The sequence below is a fragment of the Paenibacillus sp. Marseille-Q9583 genome (assembly GCF_976954365.1).
Genome location: NZ_CDRJTB010000020.1, coordinates 40351 through 57217, shown reverse-complemented (window position 1 = coordinate 57217; position 16867 = coordinate 40351). Strand labels below are relative to the sequence as shown.

The 16867-nt window shown below is 42.5% G+C and carries 17 protein-coding genes; 5 read left to right on the top strand and 12 right to left on the bottom strand.

Annotation, left to right across the window (positions count from 1 at the left end; all coding sequences use genetic code 11):
- Positions 1 to 112: 112 nt before the first annotated feature.
- The 4 genes from ACWNM1_RS12000 to ACWNM1_RS11985 form a co-directional block, all read right to left on the bottom strand.
- The gene (locus tag ACWNM1_RS12000) at positions 113 to 1099 is read right to left on the bottom strand and encodes an aromatic acid exporter family protein (RefSeq protein WP_042188904.1); all 987 of its coding nucleotides are present in this window, start codon (positions 1097 to 1099) and stop codon (positions 113 to 115) included.
- A 95-nt stretch (positions 1100 to 1194) separates the two neighbouring features.
- A complete protein-coding gene (locus ACWNM1_RS11995) occupies positions 1195 to 2031 on the bottom strand; it encodes an ABC transporter permease (RefSeq protein WP_341145561.1) in 837 nt (278 codons plus the stop codon).
- The gene (locus ACWNM1_RS11990; RefSeq protein ID WP_449601096.1) at positions 2031 to 2807 is read right to left on the bottom strand and encodes an ABC transporter ATP-binding protein; all 777 of its coding nucleotides are present in this window, start codon (positions 2805 to 2807) and stop codon (positions 2031 to 2033) included. The genes ACWNM1_RS11995 and ACWNM1_RS11990 overlap by 1 nt, the downstream gene beginning before the upstream one ends.
- Before the next feature lie 52 nt (positions 2808 to 2859).
- Positions 2860 to 3882 (bottom strand): ABC transporter substrate-binding protein, encoded by a 1023-nt coding sequence (locus ACWNM1_RS11985; RefSeq protein WP_449601095.1) that lies wholly within the window; start codon positions 3880 to 3882, stop codon positions 2860 to 2862.
- Positions 3883 to 4156: 274 nt separating this feature from the next.
- Between ACWNM1_RS11985 and ACWNM1_RS11980 the strand changes: the two genes are divergently transcribed.
- On the top strand, positions 4157 to 5857 hold the full coding sequence (locus ACWNM1_RS11980) for an alpha-amylase family glycosyl hydrolase (protein ID WP_449601094.1): 1701 nt from the start codon (positions 4157 to 4159) through the stop codon (positions 5855 to 5857).
- On the opposite strand, the gene ACWNM1_RS11975 is transcribed toward ACWNM1_RS11980, so the two are convergent.
- Positions 5844 to 6512: a hypothetical protein gene (locus ACWNM1_RS11975; RefSeq protein ID WP_449601093.1), complete on the bottom strand. Its 669-nt coding sequence runs from the start codon at positions 6510 to 6512 to the stop codon at positions 5844 to 5846. The two genes, ACWNM1_RS11980 and ACWNM1_RS11975, sit on opposite strands and share 14 nt — an antisense overlap.
- A 142-nt stretch (positions 6513 to 6654) precedes the next feature.
- Here ACWNM1_RS11975 and ACWNM1_RS11970 point away from each other — a divergent pair, with 142 nt between their 5' ends.
- Together ACWNM1_RS11970 and ACWNM1_RS11965 are read left to right on the top strand one after the other, a co-directional pair.
- The gene (locus ACWNM1_RS11970) at positions 6655 to 6894 is read left to right on the top strand and encodes a hypothetical protein (RefSeq protein WP_042128392.1); all 240 of its coding nucleotides are present in this window, start codon (positions 6655 to 6657) and stop codon (positions 6892 to 6894) included.
- A 495-nt stretch (positions 6895 to 7389) separates the two neighbouring features.
- A complete protein-coding gene (locus tag ACWNM1_RS11965; RefSeq protein ID WP_042188917.1) occupies positions 7390 to 8016 on the top strand; it encodes an FMN-dependent NADH-azoreductase in 627 nt (208 codons plus the stop codon).
- A 118-nt stretch (positions 8017 to 8134) separates the two neighbouring features.
- Here the strand turns inward: ACWNM1_RS11965 and rsgA are convergent, their stop codons facing one another.
- From rsgA to ACWNM1_RS11945, 4 genes are all read right to left on the bottom strand, one after another.
- Positions 8135 to 9226: a ribosome small subunit-dependent GTPase A gene (gene rsgA, locus ACWNM1_RS11960; RefSeq protein ID WP_449601092.1), complete on the bottom strand. Its 1092-nt coding sequence runs from the start codon at positions 9224 to 9226 to the stop codon at positions 8135 to 8137.
- Positions 9227 to 9722: 496 nt separating this feature from the next.
- Positions 9723 to 10394 (bottom strand): HAD family hydrolase, encoded by a 672-nt coding sequence (locus tag ACWNM1_RS11955; protein ID WP_449601091.1) that lies wholly within the window; start codon positions 10392 to 10394, stop codon positions 9723 to 9725.
- 160 nt (positions 10395 to 10554) lie between these two features.
- A complete protein-coding gene (locus tag ACWNM1_RS11950; RefSeq protein WP_076283499.1) occupies positions 10555 to 11010 on the bottom strand; it encodes a DUF3939 domain-containing protein in 456 nt (151 codons plus the stop codon).
- A gap of 121 nt (positions 11011 to 11131) precedes the next feature.
- A complete protein-coding gene (locus ACWNM1_RS11945) occupies positions 11132 to 11728 on the bottom strand; it encodes a DUF2087 domain-containing protein (RefSeq protein WP_449601090.1) in 597 nt (198 codons plus the stop codon).
- 180 nt (positions 11729 to 11908) lie between these two features.
- Here ACWNM1_RS11945 and ACWNM1_RS11940 point away from each other — a divergent pair, with 180 nt between their 5' ends.
- Entirely contained in the window at positions 11909 to 12913 is a 1005-nt protein-coding gene (locus ACWNM1_RS11940) for a YpdA family putative bacillithiol disulfide reductase (RefSeq protein WP_449601089.1), read from the top strand.
- Position 12914: 1 nt separating this feature from the next.
- On the top strand, positions 12915 to 13358 hold the full coding sequence (locus tag ACWNM1_RS11935; protein ID WP_042188929.1) for a DUF441 domain-containing protein: 444 nt from the start codon (positions 12915 to 12917) through the stop codon (positions 13356 to 13358).
- Between the two features lie 77 nt (positions 13359 to 13435).
- On the opposite strand, the gene ACWNM1_RS11930 is transcribed toward ACWNM1_RS11935, so the two are convergent.
- The 3 genes from ACWNM1_RS11930 to ACWNM1_RS11920 all read right to left on the bottom strand — a co-directional run bounded on the left by ACWNM1_RS11930 (position 13436) and on the right by ACWNM1_RS11920 (position 16767).
- A complete protein-coding gene (locus ACWNM1_RS11930) occupies positions 13436 to 14374 on the bottom strand; it encodes a DUF4179 domain-containing protein (protein WP_449601088.1) in 939 nt (312 codons plus the stop codon).
- Complete coding sequence (locus ACWNM1_RS11925) at positions 14367 to 14885, bottom strand: sigma-70 family RNA polymerase sigma factor (protein ID WP_042194048.1); 519 nt, start codon at positions 14883 to 14885, stop codon at positions 14367 to 14369. Before ACWNM1_RS11925 ends, ACWNM1_RS11930 begins: the two co-directional genes overlap by 8 nt.
- A 133-nt stretch (positions 14886 to 15018) precedes the next feature.
- Positions 15019 to 16767 carry an ABC transporter ATP-binding protein gene (locus ACWNM1_RS11920; protein WP_449601087.1) on the bottom strand — a complete coding sequence of 583 codons (1749 nt, stop codon included), beginning with the start codon at positions 16765 to 16767 and terminating at the stop codon, positions 15019 to 15021.
- Between the last annotated feature and the right edge of the window lie 100 nt (positions 16768 to 16867).

Genomic DNA, 16867 nt, shown 5'->3' with positions numbered 1-16867 from the left:
TGAACTCACCATAAAATCGTTAATCATATCCTGTGATCAACTTTTAGCTCATACATATCTTATCGTGATTTTGACAGAGATAGTTAATACTTCAGTTTATTAAAGCCTCAATTTAAGCCTTATTTCGAATCTTCAAACGTTTCTCCGGCTTGTAACTGACCGGGATTTTATGCCGCTTAGCGATCTTTAAATAAAGTGCCAGTTCCCTGCATAACTGAAGAATAGCTGAGCGCACTTCAAATTCCTCACGTGTCTCTGGCAGATCCATTTCTTCAAATTCTCTTGTTAGCTCGTCCAGTAAATGTTCAGTTCGTCCAGTATATTCTTCCGCAAGCACATCCCCGCTAAGCTGGTCAAATAACTCAGCAACCATCTCCCCATGCGGTAAATGGCGGTACACTTGAGAAAGCAGCTGCATCATACTTTGAATCGATTCCAGTTGCTCCTTCCGCATGTAGAAATAAACATTCCATGCTTCATCAGGATGAATAACATGATTCTCCATCTCACGGGTAGCTGCCGTTAATCCCCGCTGCACTGTATTATCTGCGTCAATTAATTCTTTGCCGTCCCAAATATACGCAGGATCTCGAAGCGTTCGGGCCATCTGGGTAAAAATAACGGAAAAATAGCGATCCACTTCCTTACGGATCCCATAAATGACCCCACCAGTCTGAGGCATGTAAATCAAGTTTACCAGCCCTGCTGAACCAAGCCCAATAGCCAGGAGCTCTATTTGCTGCAATAGGACATGGAGCGATAGTTCAGCTTGTCCAAACACACGAAACACGATAACCGAGCTGGTGACAATTCCTTCTTTGTAGCCAGACTTTACAATCATCGGAAAGCCTACGAGTACATACAGCCCGAGCACCCAGTAATGGAACCCTAGAAGCCAGAATAGGATGCAGCCAAAAAAGAGTCCCACGAGCGAGGCTAAAAAACGAGCCGTTATCGTTCGGAAACTCCTTTTCAAAGTAACCTCTACACCCAAAATTGCCAGCAAGCCTGCACTCTGCGCATTAGGTATACCCACTGCAGACGCAACTAGTACCGATAATAACGTAGCTGCTGCTGTTTTTATCACACGAAATCCCATAGCCTTATCTCTCCTTACAAGCACTAACCCAATAAATAGGTAAAGATATAGACATGTTACAAGATTTTGTGTACGGACACAATATTACATAAGGTTCATCGCCGGGATAACAATCGCTTCTCAAGATATACCACTAATTGATACATTGCTGTAGCCACGGCCGCGATAATCAAAAGACTGGACATCACTAGCGTGAAATTAAAGACCTGGAAACCATAAATAATCAGATAACCCAGACCCGATTTAGCGACCAGGAACTCCCCTACGATAACCCCTACCCATGACATCCCCACATTCACCTTTAAGGTGGAGACCACCGCCCCGAACGAGGCTGGAAGAATTACTTTAAAGAACACCTGAACTCTGGAAGCTCCGAAGGAACGAACCACCTTAACTAGATTCGGATCCACACTGCAAAAACTATTGTACACAACAAGCGTCGTTATAATCACCGTTATAGATAAAGTAGTAACAACGATAGCAGTGAATCCGGCTCCGAACATGACGATAAAAATTGGCCCCAGCGCCACCTTCGGCATACTGTTAAATACGACCATATACGGATCAAGCACTGCTGATAAAAAAGGAGACCACCAAATGATCACAGCAAGTAGTGTCCCTAATAGCGTTCCTAGTACAAAGCCTACCGCAGTCTCACCTACCGTCATCCCCAGATGCGGCCACAAGCTTCCACTGACCATATCTCCCCAGATCTGCCGGAAGATTTTTGTTGGATAGCTGAATAATAGCTCATCAATCCAGCCCATTCTTGCGCCAGCTTCCCAGAGTACAAAAAACAGCAGTAACAGACTGCTCCTTACAACAATCACCTGATTGCGCCAGCGGTGCTTAGTTTTTTTATAATCGCCATGCAATTGTTGTAGCCACTGTTCACGGGAAGCTAATAACCCCGATTGCTCCGTATGCTTCATTAGCTTTCCCTCCCTGCAATCTCCATCTCTTTCCATATTTCATGAAAAAGCTCCGAAAAACCTGGCTGATCACGTGCAAATAGCGGAGGTGCTGACCGGATTTGCTCTGGCACTGAAAATACTTTTCGGATCTTCCCTGGATTTCGTTGTAGAAGAATAACACTGCTGCTTACCGCAATGGCCTCAGATAGATCATGAGTAACTAATATTGCAGTTGTCCCCCTGCTGTGTAAGGTCTCAGAGACCAAATCTTCCAGCTGTAATTTGATCTGGTAATCAAGTGCCGAGAACGGCTCGTCTAGTAGAAGGAGTCCAGGATTCGTTGCCAAGGTGCGTACCAGAGCTACTCTCTGCCGCATCCCACCTGATAACTGAGTAGGAAAGGCGTGCTCTTTGCCCTCTAAGCCCATCTCTCGTAGTAGCTCCAACGTCCGCTTTCTGCTCTCCTCGTTCAAGTTTCCAGTCAGCTCTAGTCCGAGAATGGCATTGTCCAGAATACTCCGCCAAGGAAAAAGATAATCCTGCTGCAGCATATACCCAACCTTTGGTGAGGGTCCCATAATGGGCTCTCCATTTACGAACACTTCGCCTTGAGATGGCTGCAGCAGTCCTGCAATAATCGATAGGAGAGTCGTCTTACCGCAACCACTTGGTCCAACTAAGCTAACGAACTCTCCTTGCTCGATATTAAGGTTCAGGTCCTCAACGGCCAGTGAAGCTTCACGGTCGCCAAGATAGGCATGCGTTACTCCCTTTAATTGCACTACTGGAAGCATTGTCAGCCCCTCCTTCAATTTACACATCTTATTTAGGGTCTTTGGTTCTCTCTTATTTTGAAGTGCTGCTCTTTATGCTCTTCTCAGCTTTCTCAGCAAAACTGTTATTCACTATTTTGTCAGCGGGAACGCGTTCTTTAAGCTCACCAGCATTATCAATGACATCAAGCAAATTGTTCCATTCTTCTTGATCTATAATTGGATTAGCTGCATAGGTATCCTGTTCCTTATAACGTTTGACTGCAGAAACCACGATATCTTTATCTGTCTTATCAAAATAAATCATTATCGCATCCGCAATTTCTTCAGGACTATGTTCCTTCACCCAAAGCTGAGCACGCTGGATCGCATTTGTGAACTTCTGTACCGTGTCTCCATTTTTACTAATATAGCTGTTCTTAGACATAAACACGGTGTACGGTAAATAGCCGCTTTCCACACCAAACGAAGCCACTACTGCCCCTCGGTTCTCACGTTCAAAGATTGAAGCCTGTGGTTCAAACAGCTGCACATAATCGCCTGTCCCTGAAGCAAAAGCACCGGCAATATTAGCAAAGTCAATATTTTGGATCAAGGTAATGTCTTTGGTAGGATCTATTCCTTTTTTAGATAAAGTAAACGCACCTGCCATTTGTGGCATTCCGCCTTTTCTTTGCCCCAGGAAGGTAGAACCCTTCACTTTATCCCAGTTAAACGCTCCGTCAGCTTTACGGGCAAACAGGAACGTTCCATCCCTCTGAGTCAGCTGTGCAAAATTAATGACCGGATCATCTGAACCCTGTTGATACACATAAATGGAGGTCTCAGAACCTACCAATGCAACATCGATGGCACCTGAGAGGAGTGCAGTCATGGTTTTATCTCCACCGGGGATCGTCTGTAGTTCTACGTCAAGTCCTTCGTCTTTAAAGAAATTTTGTGATAAGGCAACATATTCGGGTGCATAAAAGACAGAACGGGTGACCTCACCAATCTTCACCTTTACCAACTCTGACTTTCCGCCGCAACCGGCAAGCACTGAAAAGCATAAAGTAATGATCATGAGCGACAATGACAGCTTTTTCCTAATCTTCATTCTTCATTCTCCTTTCTTACCGGGTCCTTCGCCCTTGCTTAAAGCATATGCAGATGCCTACTAAAAGGTTAAAACCTCCAATAACCTAGGAAAATCCAAGAATAACCATGATACTAGCGACTTTTATTGAAATAATGGTTAAATATCGATTAATTCGCTGTTTTTGTATCTGTGCAAACGTTTTACCAAAGGGGATACATTCGAGTACTATAGGAAATAAAGCGCTTTCCATTTCTTGAAATCAGAAAATTTGCAATAGAAGGAGTTATTACATATGTATAAAGGTGCTACATTCAAAACTAAAAAAATCACAATATGCTCTCTGGTGGGCATCAGCCTAACCACATTACTGCTGTCCGGTTGTTCTGGTAATCAAAGCAACAAAACATCCATTGCCACGCCCTCCCCTAAAGCAGACTCCATTCAGAGCGCCGCTACACCTCAAGCTGCAAAAGTGATAAATAAGACGGATGAACAACCTTCCGCCGTTTATTATGAATTATTTGTTCGTTCCTTCTATGATTCAGACGGCGATGGCATTGGAGATCTAAAAGGGATCACCCAAAAGCTGGATTACTTAAATGATGGGAATCCTGAAACCACGACTGATTTGGGGATTGGCGGGATTTGGCTCATGCCCATCAACCCATCACCAAGCTATCATGGATATGATGTGACCGATTATCGTGCGATTAATCCTGATTATGGGACGATGGAGGATATGCAGGAGCTAATTAAAGAAGCGCATAAACGAGGAATAAAAATAATTATGGATTTGGTTGTGAATCATACCTCCAAAGAACACCCATGGTTCGTAGACTCGGCTAAAAACAGTGACAGCAAATATCGCGATTGGTACGTCTGGGCTGAAGATCAAGGTCGTCCCGCAAATGGAGCCAGCGCTGCTGGCGGTGGCAATGCGTGGCATTCTATACTCGGCAGTCATTATCTGGGCGGATTTTGGGAAGGCATGCCTGATCTGAATTTCGAAAATGTAAAGGTTCGTACTGAAATGAAGGACATCGGAAAGTTTTGGCTGGAGCAAGGTGTGGACGGCTTCCGACTAGATGCTGCGAAGCATATCTACGAAGATCTTTTGAGTGATAAAAGTGAAGCTACTACCGCTAAAAATGTATCCTGGTGGCAGGAGTTCCGCAAGGCTATGAATGAAGTAAATCCAGAGGCATATATAGTTGGCGAGGTCTGGGAGAATTCTGCTGTCACTGTCGGAGCTTATTTAGATCAAGCTTTTAACTCAAGCTTTAACTTTGGCTTAGCAGAAACACTGGTGAACTCTGTAAAAACTGAAAAAGACAGCGGGACGGCCTTTACGCTGGAACGAACCTATAAATTGTATTCCAAAATATCCGATAACCAATTTACCGATGCTACTTTCTTGACGAATCATGATCAAAACAGAGTTATGAGTCAATTAGACAATAACCCGAATCATGCAAAAATGGCAGCAGCCCTACTGTTAACTTTGCCTGGGAATCCTTTTATCTATTATGGTGAAGAAATTGGAATGCTCGGTGTGAAGCCAGATGAAGGACTTCGAGAGCCTATGAGATGGAGTGCAGCCGATCAAGGAGAGGGGCAGACTACTTGGGAGGCCGGACGTAATAATGCGGGTGCGATAAACGTTGATGTTGAGAGCCAGCTGAATGACAGCGGTTCAATGCTAGAAAGATATCGCGAGCTTATTGCGCTAAGAAATGAGATTCCTGCGCTCCGGGATGGCGGAATCCGTGACTATGCTTCTGGCAATCCCGGGGTTATGGCTTACGAACGACTAACAACACAGGATCAGGTGCTCGTCGTTCATAACCTTACTGGCGAAGAACAAGCCATTGTACTACAACCCAATGTCGAGGGTTTCTCTTACTCCAAGATCCTAAAGACGATTGCTGTCAAATCGATCTTGAATTCAGATCAACTTACCCTCCCTCCTTATTCAACTGCTATTGTGGAGTGAGAAATGCGGTAGAATGTAACACCCAATTTGTTACTGACCCACATAATTGAGCTTTTGTAATCGGGAGGGCTATAAGCCAGTCTTTGGATGGATCACTGCTCATTCGTAACAACCAGCCACTGGAATGATCGCCTAAGAAGCGTGCTTTCTGGAAGCTCCATCCACTGTCACTGGACGTGCAGAGTCGTAATTCTCCTTCCGCCATGAAGCACTTCATCACCCGTGCTAGTTGGATGGAATGTACATCATCCCCTGTCTCTGCTGCTAAACAATCTGAGAGCATTTGCAGGGTGGATGAGCATGAGCTTTTATTCAGCTCCTCAAATTTTCTTTTTGACATTAGTAATGCCGGAATCCCGTGATTAAAGAGCTCCTTCATGTTCTCACATTCGAACAGCTGAAGACAAAAGCTCTCCGTTTCACTTTCATCCTTTAATTCATAGGCCAGGGTTTCGGGGTTACTATTGCAGATTACTAATATCCGGTCTTTATGTATTTGCAGACACAGATCCTTCATTTCCTCCTTCTCTTTATATTTCAATCTACAGATCCGTTCTGCGTTTAAACCTGTATGTAACTGATCCAGAACTGCTTGCCCCATTACTTCATCTGGAAATAAAAAATGCGTTAAATCGGCCAATCCATTGTCATTCACATCATTGTATCCTTCCTGTATTTCATATATATGTATATTAATCTAACAATCTTTATGTTATCATAAGCTAATTTTAAGGTAAAATTAAGAAACAAAGGGTATTATCATTAACATGAAATACTTTTAGCGAGGTGTCTTCAAAATGAGAATGCTCATCACATTTCAGAACAAACTTGTACCTGTGTATTTCACAACAGAAAATAAACAGCCCACTCAAAAAGTACTTAGATTACTTAACAGTACGTTGGAGCTCAAAATTCAAAAGGGCAAGAATGCTATCCAGAAATGCCTGAATTCATTAATTAGTATCGAAATTAAAGGCTCTGAGGCTATATTGCACAGTTATAGTGAGAATGATTCATTGGCGCTATCCCTCTATTAATAGAGGGGTAGTTTTTTTGTAAATTTTCTTTATCCTTTGGCAGACAAAACAGCAAGTCTCTGAAAGAGACTTGCTGTTTTTAAGTTTTGAAGCTTTAGTAATGAATGATTACAGGAGTATGAGGCAATTTCAACTAATCTTATAGTTCTTATTCTCTGCTTTTTCAGCTTTCTGTATTCGAAGTTTAAAGAGTCTCACTAAATTTTGGCGTGTATGCTCTTCGTGACAGCTATCCAATTTCTTAATGATAAACCGATCAATGGACATGTCCATCGCTCCTTTTAATTCATTCAGATCCTTGTGGATATAGGGAATATTTTCCTGTTTCCTTGTAAGTTTATTAACCGGGATTTCTATTGTTCAAACTCTTCTTCCTTTATAAAATACTCATCCCCCCCCAAAAACAATTACAAAAAAATAATTTACAAACAAAAAAATACATGCTATATTATTTATAGTTAATATTAAATACACACATTAAAGGGAGCAATCATAATGTCTAATGTTTTATTTATCAAAGCAAACAACCGTCCAGCAGAACAATCCGTAAGTGTTAAGCTTTACAATGAATTTTTGGAGAACTACAAACTTAACAATCCAGAAGATGAAATCACTGAACTTGATTTGTTCGCAGAGCAACTTCCTTACTACGACAATACCCTGATCACTGGTATGTACAAAGCTGCTCAAGGTTACGAACTAACAGCTGAAGAAGCAGCAGGTGCTGCTGTAGTTAATAAATATCTGGAACAGTTTATCGCTGCTGATAAAGTAGTATTCGGTTTCCCACTGTGGAACATGACTGTACCAGCTGTATTGCATACTTATGTCGATTACCTTTGCCAAGCTGGCAAAACATTCTCTTACACTGCTGAAGGTCCAGTTGGTCTTTTGACAGGTAAAAAAGCAATCGTACTGAACGCTAGAGGTGGCATTTATTCCGAAGGTCCTGCAGCAAGTGCTGAAATGGCTGTAAACTTCATCGTTGGTAACCTTAACCTTTGGGGTATCAAAGATATTACTCAAGTAATCATCGAAGGTCACAACCAACTTCCTGCACAATCCGCTGAAATCATTGAGAACGGATTACAATTGGCTAAGGAAACTGCAGCATCGTTCTAATACAAGCTATAAGAGAATTTAATAAAAAGGGTGACCCTGAGCTCAGGGTTACCCTTTTTTTAACTATCTAGCCTATTGGAACACTACTCTTGGCTCCGTCGCTGTCTATAAAGATTTTCTAATACTCATCAAGTTCTTTACGCCAACCGTACCCTCTAGTCCTTGTCGAATGAACTTTAGAAGAAGCTGTGGTTTTTCTCTTGAGCTTCACCTCTTTGGTGCTTTGGTACAGCAGTTCCCGCTGTGTCTTTCGGTAGTTCAGCAGTCTCTTCTCTTCAAGCTCACCGTTATGAACCGCTTCAAGTACCGCACAGCCCTCCTCACGTTCATGTTTACAGTTACTAAACCGACATGCAGCAGCTAAGCTGCTAATATCACTGAACGCCAGGTCTAATCCACCTTCATCTTCCCACAGCTGCAGCTCACGCATCCCTGGTGTGTCTACTATGATCCCTCCGTCCGGCATAATAAACAGTTCACGGTGGGTAGTAGTATGACGTCCACGGCTATCGCCTTCCCTTACATCCTGTGTAAGCTGAAGATTCTTTCCACATAACCAGTTGACCATCGTAGATTTGCCGCAGCCTGATGAGCCCGTTAGAGCTACTGTCTGTCCACTCCCAATGTAAGGCAGCAGCTTCTCACGGCCATTATCTTGCAGTGCACTAACCGCATGAACTGGCACACCTGGAGCGGCGCTTTCCATTTCGGCAATTTTACTCTCTGCATCTAGGCAAAGATCTGCTTTGGTCAGTAGAATGACTGGATTGGCCCCGCTGTTCCAAGCCATGATTAAGTATCTCTCCATCCGCCGAACATTAAAGTCATCATTCAAAGCACTGACCAGAAATAAAGTGTCTACATTCGAGGCAACAATCTGCTCCTCTTGTGTGTTACCAGCTACCTTGCGTGAGATGACACTATGCCGAGGCAATATCCCATGTAAAATCGCATGCTCGCCGCCATCTTGGATTGAAAGAGCCACCCAGTCGCCGATCGCTGGAAAATCACCTGAAGCGACAAACGTATGTCTCAGCTTGCCTGATAGCTCCCCCCATGTCTCTCCCAAATCAGTCATCACCCTATACTTACTGCCAAAATCGCCTACAATTCTTCCGGGTACAAGCCGTTTATCCTCCGTCTCCTTCCACTTATCATCCCATTTTAAACTCCAATTTTCATTCCATCCATATTGCTGTATGTTAGTCATTCGAATCCTCCTAAAGATCTGTTTAAGTTTTTGTTTTTATTTACCATGTACTGCTAGCGTTTTCCGGGAACACAAAAAGCCGCTGGAAATTAAGACTCCGGCGGCGGTCACACTTCATGAACTCTTCTAGGACGAAAAGGACAAAAAGTGCACACATAATCAGAAAAATGTCTCATCCTAAAGACAAGGATAAGTTCATTTTCCCGTGCGATATATAGAGAAATAGACAATTAACTACAATTCCTATCGATTCTATATACGCAAAAAAGCCGCCGGACCCAATACGGTTCCCGCGGCTCTAATAAGCGTAATAGAGCTTACCTGCTAAACTGCACGAATAACTTATTCGGCAGCCGCTGTTCCCGGAAGACACGTATCCACAACAGTTGAGTTCATTACATTTAAAACTGTCATAAAACATCGTCTCCTTCCGAAATAAGATGCTGTTATCATAAACGGCGCTGCCGTATAATGTCAACTATAAATTTTGATAAAATTACAAAATAGACTTAAGCTCATTCAACTCGCAGATTATCTTCCAAGGTTGTATATCCAATTGCTCGTCCCAGGTATGTTTTCTTTGCAGCCAAATGCCTTGTAGCCCTGCTTTCCCTGCACCCCAGATATCATTCACCGGGTGATCTCCAATAAACAATGTCTGATCCGCAGTAACTCCCAATCTGTCTAATGCAAGTTGATAAATCTCAGGATCGGGCTTAGCAATTCCTACTTCTCCAGAAATGACAATAGCCTTGAAGTACTCTCGCAGGGCAAGTGTATCAATTTTGGTGTTCTGGATATCTACTTTGCCGTTGGTAACCAGACCAAGTATATAACCGCGCTCTTTGCAGTACTTTAGAACGTCCACAGCATCCTTCATCGTAGCACCATGATTGATATAACTTGCATCATAATACGCACGAATATGTTCAGCCGTAACTGGTGTTTCCCAAGGCAGTACCTCGCTTAGTTCTTCGAAGAATCCGTCCTTATCACGGTAACCATCAGCATCTCTGTGAATCATATCTTCTATTACCTTCTGCGCTTCTTCAGCTTCCAAATGTCCTAGAAAATCCTGAACAAACTGAGTACTAAAACTGCGAAATGTATGGTCACGATCCATTAAAGTATTATCCAAATCAAATAATATAGCTTGTACTTCTTTCATCAAGCGATTCCCCTTATATGCTGTTGATTATAAAATTTAACTTACAGAAATCTATTGTACTATGCCTTTGGAGACAATGAAAAGACCATTCTGTAAAAAGGAACAGCTGTCTCCCCTTCTACCGAACAGTCTTTATAGGCTTTATATTTGATTTATTCATTTACTCAAAATGCTCCGCACGATGTGTCAGCATCATTTCCTCTTCTGTGATATACAGTGGGAAAGGAGGGGTTTCTTTGAGATAACTTTCTGTGGCTAGCAAACGATAATGGACCTCAGGTAACCATGCATCTTCAACAAGTGGCAGCTGACCTGTATCACTGATGTAATTGTCTACAGCGGACTGAACCATATCAAGGTAATACGGAACAAGCTTATCTTGTTCCTCGAAAACTTCATAGGTCTCGCGTGACATATAGAAATTCTGCTCTGGAATTCCTCCTAAATACCGTTTTAGTCTGCTCAAATCTATTCTTTTGTCGTCAAGGATTAAAGCTGTTCTATTAATGAGCGCAGGCATATCTTCTTCAAACTGTCTGATCGCCTGCTTGACTTGGGTTAAGGTAACGGTAATATGATCGGATTGGGGTTGTTTTTTTGTGCGTTTAAAAAACATAAGACAAGTCTCCTTTCGAAAAACTATCTTTGTTAACGCTTACAATTCTATTATATTCGAATTCCTCCCTCTTAATCAGCATATTTCCAACAGACACAAAATGTTAACAACTTTATGATCATTATTTGACATCTTCCCAACGCATCCAAATTTCTTGGGGATTAAGTTCATATTTATCATTCTCACGATACATAAACTGATGCATAATAAATTCTCGCCGAATGGTAGCAAAATCTTCATGGAACTGCTTAATAAACTCGTTAATTTCCTTCTCACTATAAACTACCCCTGGCTCTAGCTTCTCAACCATGTACTGAAGTGCGATCAGTTTCTTCTTATATTGTGCCGGGATTTGCCGAAGCCGACCATCCTTCGAAAAAAAGTTACGCAACACAGACTCCTTTAGACTATTTTCAGGTGATTTCTCTTCCATATTTCTCGCTCCTTTCGAAAAAATAAACTGAAGTGAAGCCTCAGCACCACTACTAATGAATTCCGGATTCAACTTAAAATAAACTGTATTTTTGTCACGCCGTTCCTTTATTAGAGCTGCTTCACGCAATTTCGCTGCATGATGAGTTACCGTTGGTTGTGATAAATTCAATTTCTCAGCCAGCGCTTGTCCGTGCATTTCTCCTTGTGACAGAAGCAACAATAAACGAAGACGTGTTGGGTCAGCCAAAGCTTTATGATAGTTCACTATTTTTTCTAACTGCATTGGAATCACACTCCTTCACCTTCATAAACTAGATACACATTAGATATATATCTAATTATATAACAATCAACATTATGCTTGCAATGGTTATTGTGTTTAATCTTATGCTTATGGCAAAATGAATGAATTTAGGGTAGGATTTAAAGAAAAGATAGTAACAATCAGGAGGTAACCCACTGTATGAAAGATGTAATTATTATCGGTGCAGGTCCTTGCGGCCTCTCGGCAGCTATCGAATGCCAGCGCCAAGGACTGTCCAGTCTCATTATTGAAAAAAGCTTTATCGTACACTCCATTTATTTGTATCCAACAAATATGCAATTCTTTAGTACCGCTGAGTTATTAGAAATCGGAGACGTTCCTTTCACCTCGACCAATGATAAACCATACCGCCATGAAGCTCTTGTCTATTACCGCCGGGCTGCGAAGCAGTATGGTCTAGATATCGCCGCTTACGAAGAAGCGACGTCCATTGAGCCTTTGGAAGATGGAACCTATGCTGTACATACGTCCAATATGCGTGGTGAGCATCACACACGTATCACTGCAAATGTCGTTATCGCTACAGGTTATTTTGATCAACCGAATATGATCGGTATTCCAGGGGAAGAACTTCCTAAAGTTACCCACTATTTCGGTGAAGCCCATCCATATACAGGGATGAAAGTTACTGTCATTGGTGGCAGTAATTCAGCCGTAGATGCAGCACTGGAGCTTATGCGTGTTGGAGCTACAGTCGATATGGTCTATCGTGGCGAGAGCATTTCCTCGAATATTAAGCCTTGGGTTCGGCCAATCTTTGAAGGGATGGTACAAAAGGGTAAAATCACTCTACATCTGGAATCACGTGTTACTGAAATTACGGCTAGTTCGGTTATAGTTACGAGTCATAATGGAGACAAAAAATCCATAGATAATGATTTCGTCCTTGCTTTAACTGGCTTCCGGCCTAGCCGGGTGCTTCTCACTTCTGCCGGCGTAGTTATGGATGACGATATGGATAAGCCAGCTTTTAATCCTTCAACTATGGAAAGTAATGTTCCAGGTCTTTATGTTGCAGGAGTAATCGCTTCAGGCCGCAATGCGAATGAAGTATTTATTGAGACAGGACGTGGGCATGGTAAACTTATCGCAGATCACATTCTTGCGAAACGCAGTTCTCACAATAAGGAGTTGAACGTTTAAGATGGACATGACCTCTTTGCTTTTGCTTGGTCTTGCTGCGCTCGGTATTATAAGCAGTAATTCCCCTGTAACAATAGCAATGGTCGTCCTACTACTGCTAAGAGTTCTTGGCCTGCAGCAGACCTTCCCTTGGCTTGAGAAATATGGTTTAACCATCGGGATTATCATTCTTACGATCGGGGTCATGACGCCTTTGGCCAGCGGAAAAATATCGCTGCAGATGGTCGGTCAGTCCTTCCTCCACTGGAAGTCTCTTCTAGCGATTGCGATCGGCATTCTCGTCGCTTACCTTGGTGGGCGCGGAGCCATCCTTATGACCAACCAGCCCACAGTTGTTGCGGGTCTCCTGATCGGAACAGTGATTGGCGTTGCATTGTTCAAGGGTGTCCCTGTAGGACCGCTTATCGCAGCCGGTATATTATCGCTCTTGATTGGCAAAATGTAAAAGGTGGAGCAACCATTCAACACAAAAATAGAGCAGCGATTCTCCACTATCGAGAGAATCGCTGCTCTATTTTATTTTTATTCAGCCTGAGAAATGGATTGTGGAATCTCCTGAGACGATCGTTTTTCTACAAACAATAGATCACTAACCCCATGCTCTGTTTGAATTTTTTTCAGTTGGGCCAAAGCTTCTGCTTCTGTATTGAAATACCCAGCTTCCACTAGGAATAATCCCTTCTGATCCTTTAATACGCGCACGTTCTCTAACCCGAATAACATCTCTTCAGCCATGCCTTGACTCTCACCGGAAGGCTCTGAGATTGTTCTAAGTGAATAGATAGAAGTTCCTTCTTCCACGTCACCCTTCTTATCCTTCAATGTAATCGCCACCTGAGCCGGATCCTTATATTCCTTCACTTCATAAGCAACTGGCTCTTTGAAGGTTACATTGAAACGTATCATCGAGTCATCCAATGTAATTAAAGGATAAGCATCTTGAACATACTTGCTTTCTTTTAATGTCTCAAGATCTTTAACAGCTGAGAAGTTCCTTGCCCCACTCACGGTTACGGTCATTGTATAAGGATTGTCAGTGAATTTTACGTTATAAGAGCTTGCAAGGTCTTGTGTATTGTCCGAATTTGCAAAGTTTAAAATCATTTGATCACTGTTCTTCTGATGTTTCAACGAAATGAAATTGACATCTACTCCATCCTGAATCGTGCCGCCGCCTGCACTTCCATCCGTAAATTTCAATACACTTACCAGCTTACCGAGAACGGGCACTTGATTCATACTATCCGCGAAGGCGGGTACAGTATTTACACCCACTGTAAAAGAAATGATAACTGCTGCTGCAACTGATCCTGTCCATTTTAATCCGCTCATTTTTGTTCCTCTTTTCTGTTGTTTATATCGTTTTCCTCTTTCAATACCTTTTCGAGAAGCTTGTGATAGTTCTTCGGGGATTTCAATATCGTTGTATGCTTTCTGTAAACGTTCAAGTTGATTATCCAAAGTACTCACTCCCCTTCATATTAATTTTTAATTTCCCTAATCCCCGATAGATGACGGTTTTCACTGTACTCTCTGGCATGTCCAATACCCCGGCAATTTCCTTTATGGGCAAGTCTTCGAAATACCTCATCACAATGATCATTCTTGATCTTTTATCAAGGACTCTTAGCGCCTCCTGGAGATCAATGACATCCTCTATGGGTTCTGAAGCGTAGCTGCCTTCGGGATCTTTCTCCATATACACGATTTTTTTAGATTTTCGGATAAAGTCCAAGGCACAATTGACGGCTATTTTTGTGAGCCAAGTTTTAAAATATTGAGGTTGCTGCAGTTTATGAATGGAGATGAACGCTTTATAGACGGTCTCCTGTACAATCTCTAGCGCATCATCCTTATTCCTCACATAGGAGTACGCCATACGGTAAAGACGCTCTTGCATCCCGTCTATCAATGCAGTAAAGCTGTCTTCATCACCCGCTATCGCCTTTTCCTCCAGCTCTGTTGTATTCAAGTTCTCACTACCTTTCATGTTGCTTATATTTTTTAGACGCACGTGATATTCAAAAAGACTCAAATGGATTTAAAAAAATGGCCCTCTCTCCCGAGAAGACCACCTAAGTAATTTATTATAATGTTATATCTTATCATGTATCCAAATGCTGTACGTTAAACAATCTCGCATAACTTCCGTCCAGTCCCATTAGTTCCTCATGTGTACCACGTTCTGTGATTTCACCGTTCTCAAGTACCACGATCTGATCAGCATGTGTAATAGTAGACAGTCTATGCGCAACAATTAGTGTAGTTCGTTCCGATGAGAGGGATTGCAGCGCTTGTTGAATTAAATGCTCTGATTCCAGATCCAGTGCTGACGTAGCTTCGTCTAATATAAGAACCTTTGGGTCTTTAAGAAACACCCTTGCTATGGCTACCCGTTGCTTTTGCCCACCGGACAGCTTCACTCCACGTTCTCCCACTTCTGTATCATAGCCTAGCGGCAGCTGCTCAATAAAATCATGCGCATTGGCAGCTCTCGCCGCCGAGAGGACTTGCTCCTCTGTAGCATTAGGATTGCCGAACAAGATATTATCTCGTACAGACCCACTAAATAAGAAATTATCTTGAAGCACCATCCCAACGGCTCTTCGCAAACTCTCCTGCGTCAAACCCTGTATATCCTGACCATCCATCTGGAGACTACCTTTGCTTATGTCATAGAATCGCGGGATCAAGCTTATGAGAGAGGACTTCCCGCCACCACTCATTCCAACAAAAGCGACCGTCTGACCAGGTTTGATATTTAAATTAATATCCTTCAGTACCCAATCATTCTCTTCATTGTATTTGAACCAAACATTATGAAAATCAATTTCACCACGTGCATTCGTCAGAGGTCTTGCTCCCGGTTTATCCACGATATCATAAGGCTCTTCCAGCAGCTCAAGCACCCGTTCAAGGGAAGCCGAGGCTTGCGTGAGCACTGTCGAGGAATTAATCAATCGACGCAGCGGCGCATACATCCGGTCCAGATAGCCGAAGAAAGCAACAAAGGTTCCCACAGTCAAATTACCATGAATCACTTGATAACCACCGTATCCGATGACTAGCAGTGGTGCAATATCCGTTAGTGTGTTAATTATTGCGAAGGTAATTGCATTCCAACGAGTTTGAGCCATCGCTTTTTTGAGAAAGTTACCGTTGATATCTTCGAACTGCTTCTGATCCACTTTTTCCATGGTGAAGCTGCGGATGATCGAAATGCCTTGAATCCGTTCATGAAGATAGCCTTGAATGCCAGCCAGAGCCTGTGAACGGTCTTTCGTTAACACCTTAAGTCGTTTATATAGTTTACTTACCGCAAAGGCGTAAAACGGAAGTACAGCGATAGATACTAGCGCCAGCACTGGATTCAAATAAAACATAAAACCAAGCGCAAACACTAGCGTAAATAAATCCAGCCATACATTCATCATTCCGACTTCTACTAAATTTTTGGTCTGTTCCACATCATTTATAAATCTTGAAATCGCTTCGCCCACTTTTGTATTCTGATAATACCGCAGCGACAACCGCTGTAAGTGACTGTATAGCTTATTCCGCATATCGAACAATATCTTACTTGTGATCAGCTGGGCAAAATACTGCCGGTAATACTCCACCGGTCCCCTTACAATTACGAATAAAACAAAAGCGCCTCCGAGGATGAGCATCAATTGCGATACCCGCTCCTGGGCACTCATGGCAGAGTTCATCAGCAGATCATCGACTACGTATTTCAGAATCATAGGCAGTGTCAACGGGATGCTGAACTTGATCATACCTATAAAGAGCGTAAACACAATCCATTTCATGTAAGGCCGTACAAAAGTAAAATATGATTTCCATTGTTTCACAGGGATATTCTGTCCTTTCTCTTTACTGAGTTGCTAAGTACAGTTGACTTTTGCGCTCTACAGTGTTTTTATATTTTTAAGTCCATAAGTACGATAGCAG

Coding starts and splice junctions, on each gene's coding strand:
- ACWNM1_RS11965 (WP_042188917.1), top strand. CDS start 7,390: ATGTCTAATGTTTTATTTATCAAAGCAAACAACCGTCCAGCAGAACAA.
- ACWNM1_RS12000 (WP_042188904.1), bottom strand. CDS start 1,099: ATGGGATTTCGTGTGATAAAAACAGCAGCAGCTACGTTATTATCGGTA.
- ACWNM1_RS11990 (WP_449601096.1), bottom strand. CDS start 2,807: ATGCTTCCAGTAGTGCAATTAAAGGGAGTAACGCATGCCTATCTTGGC.
- ACWNM1_RS11945 (WP_449601090.1), bottom strand. CDS start 11,728: ATGCAGTTAGAAAAAATAGTGAACTATCATAAAGCTTTGGCTGACCCA.
- rsgA (WP_449601092.1), bottom strand. CDS start 9,226: ATGACTAACATACAGCAATATGGATGGAATGAAAATTGGAGTTTAAAA.
- ACWNM1_RS11985 (WP_449601095.1), bottom strand. CDS start 3,882: ATGAAGATTAGGAAAAAGCTGTCATTGTCGCTCATGATCATTACTTTA.
- ACWNM1_RS11955 (WP_449601091.1), bottom strand. CDS start 10,394: ATGAAAGAAGTACAAGCTATATTATTTGATTTGGATAATACTTTAATG.
- ACWNM1_RS11940 (WP_449601089.1), top strand. CDS start 11,909: ATGAAAGATGTAATTATTATCGGTGCAGGTCCTTGCGGCCTCTCGGCA.
- ACWNM1_RS11995 (WP_341145561.1), bottom strand. CDS start 2,031: ATGAAGCATACGGAGCAATCGGGGTTATTAGCTTCCCGTGAACAGTGG.
- ACWNM1_RS11970 (WP_042128392.1), top strand. CDS start 6,655: ATGAGAATGCTCATCACATTTCAGAACAAACTTGTACCTGTGTATTTC.
- ACWNM1_RS11950 (WP_076283499.1), bottom strand. CDS start 11,010: ATGTTTTTTAAACGCACAAAAAAACAACCCCAATCCGATCATATTACC.
- ACWNM1_RS11980 (WP_449601094.1), top strand. CDS start 4,157: ATGTATAAAGGTGCTACATTCAAAACTAAAAAAATCACAATATGCTCT.
- ACWNM1_RS11935 (WP_042188929.1), top strand. CDS start 12,915: ATGGACATGACCTCTTTGCTTTTGCTTGGTCTTGCTGCGCTCGGTATT.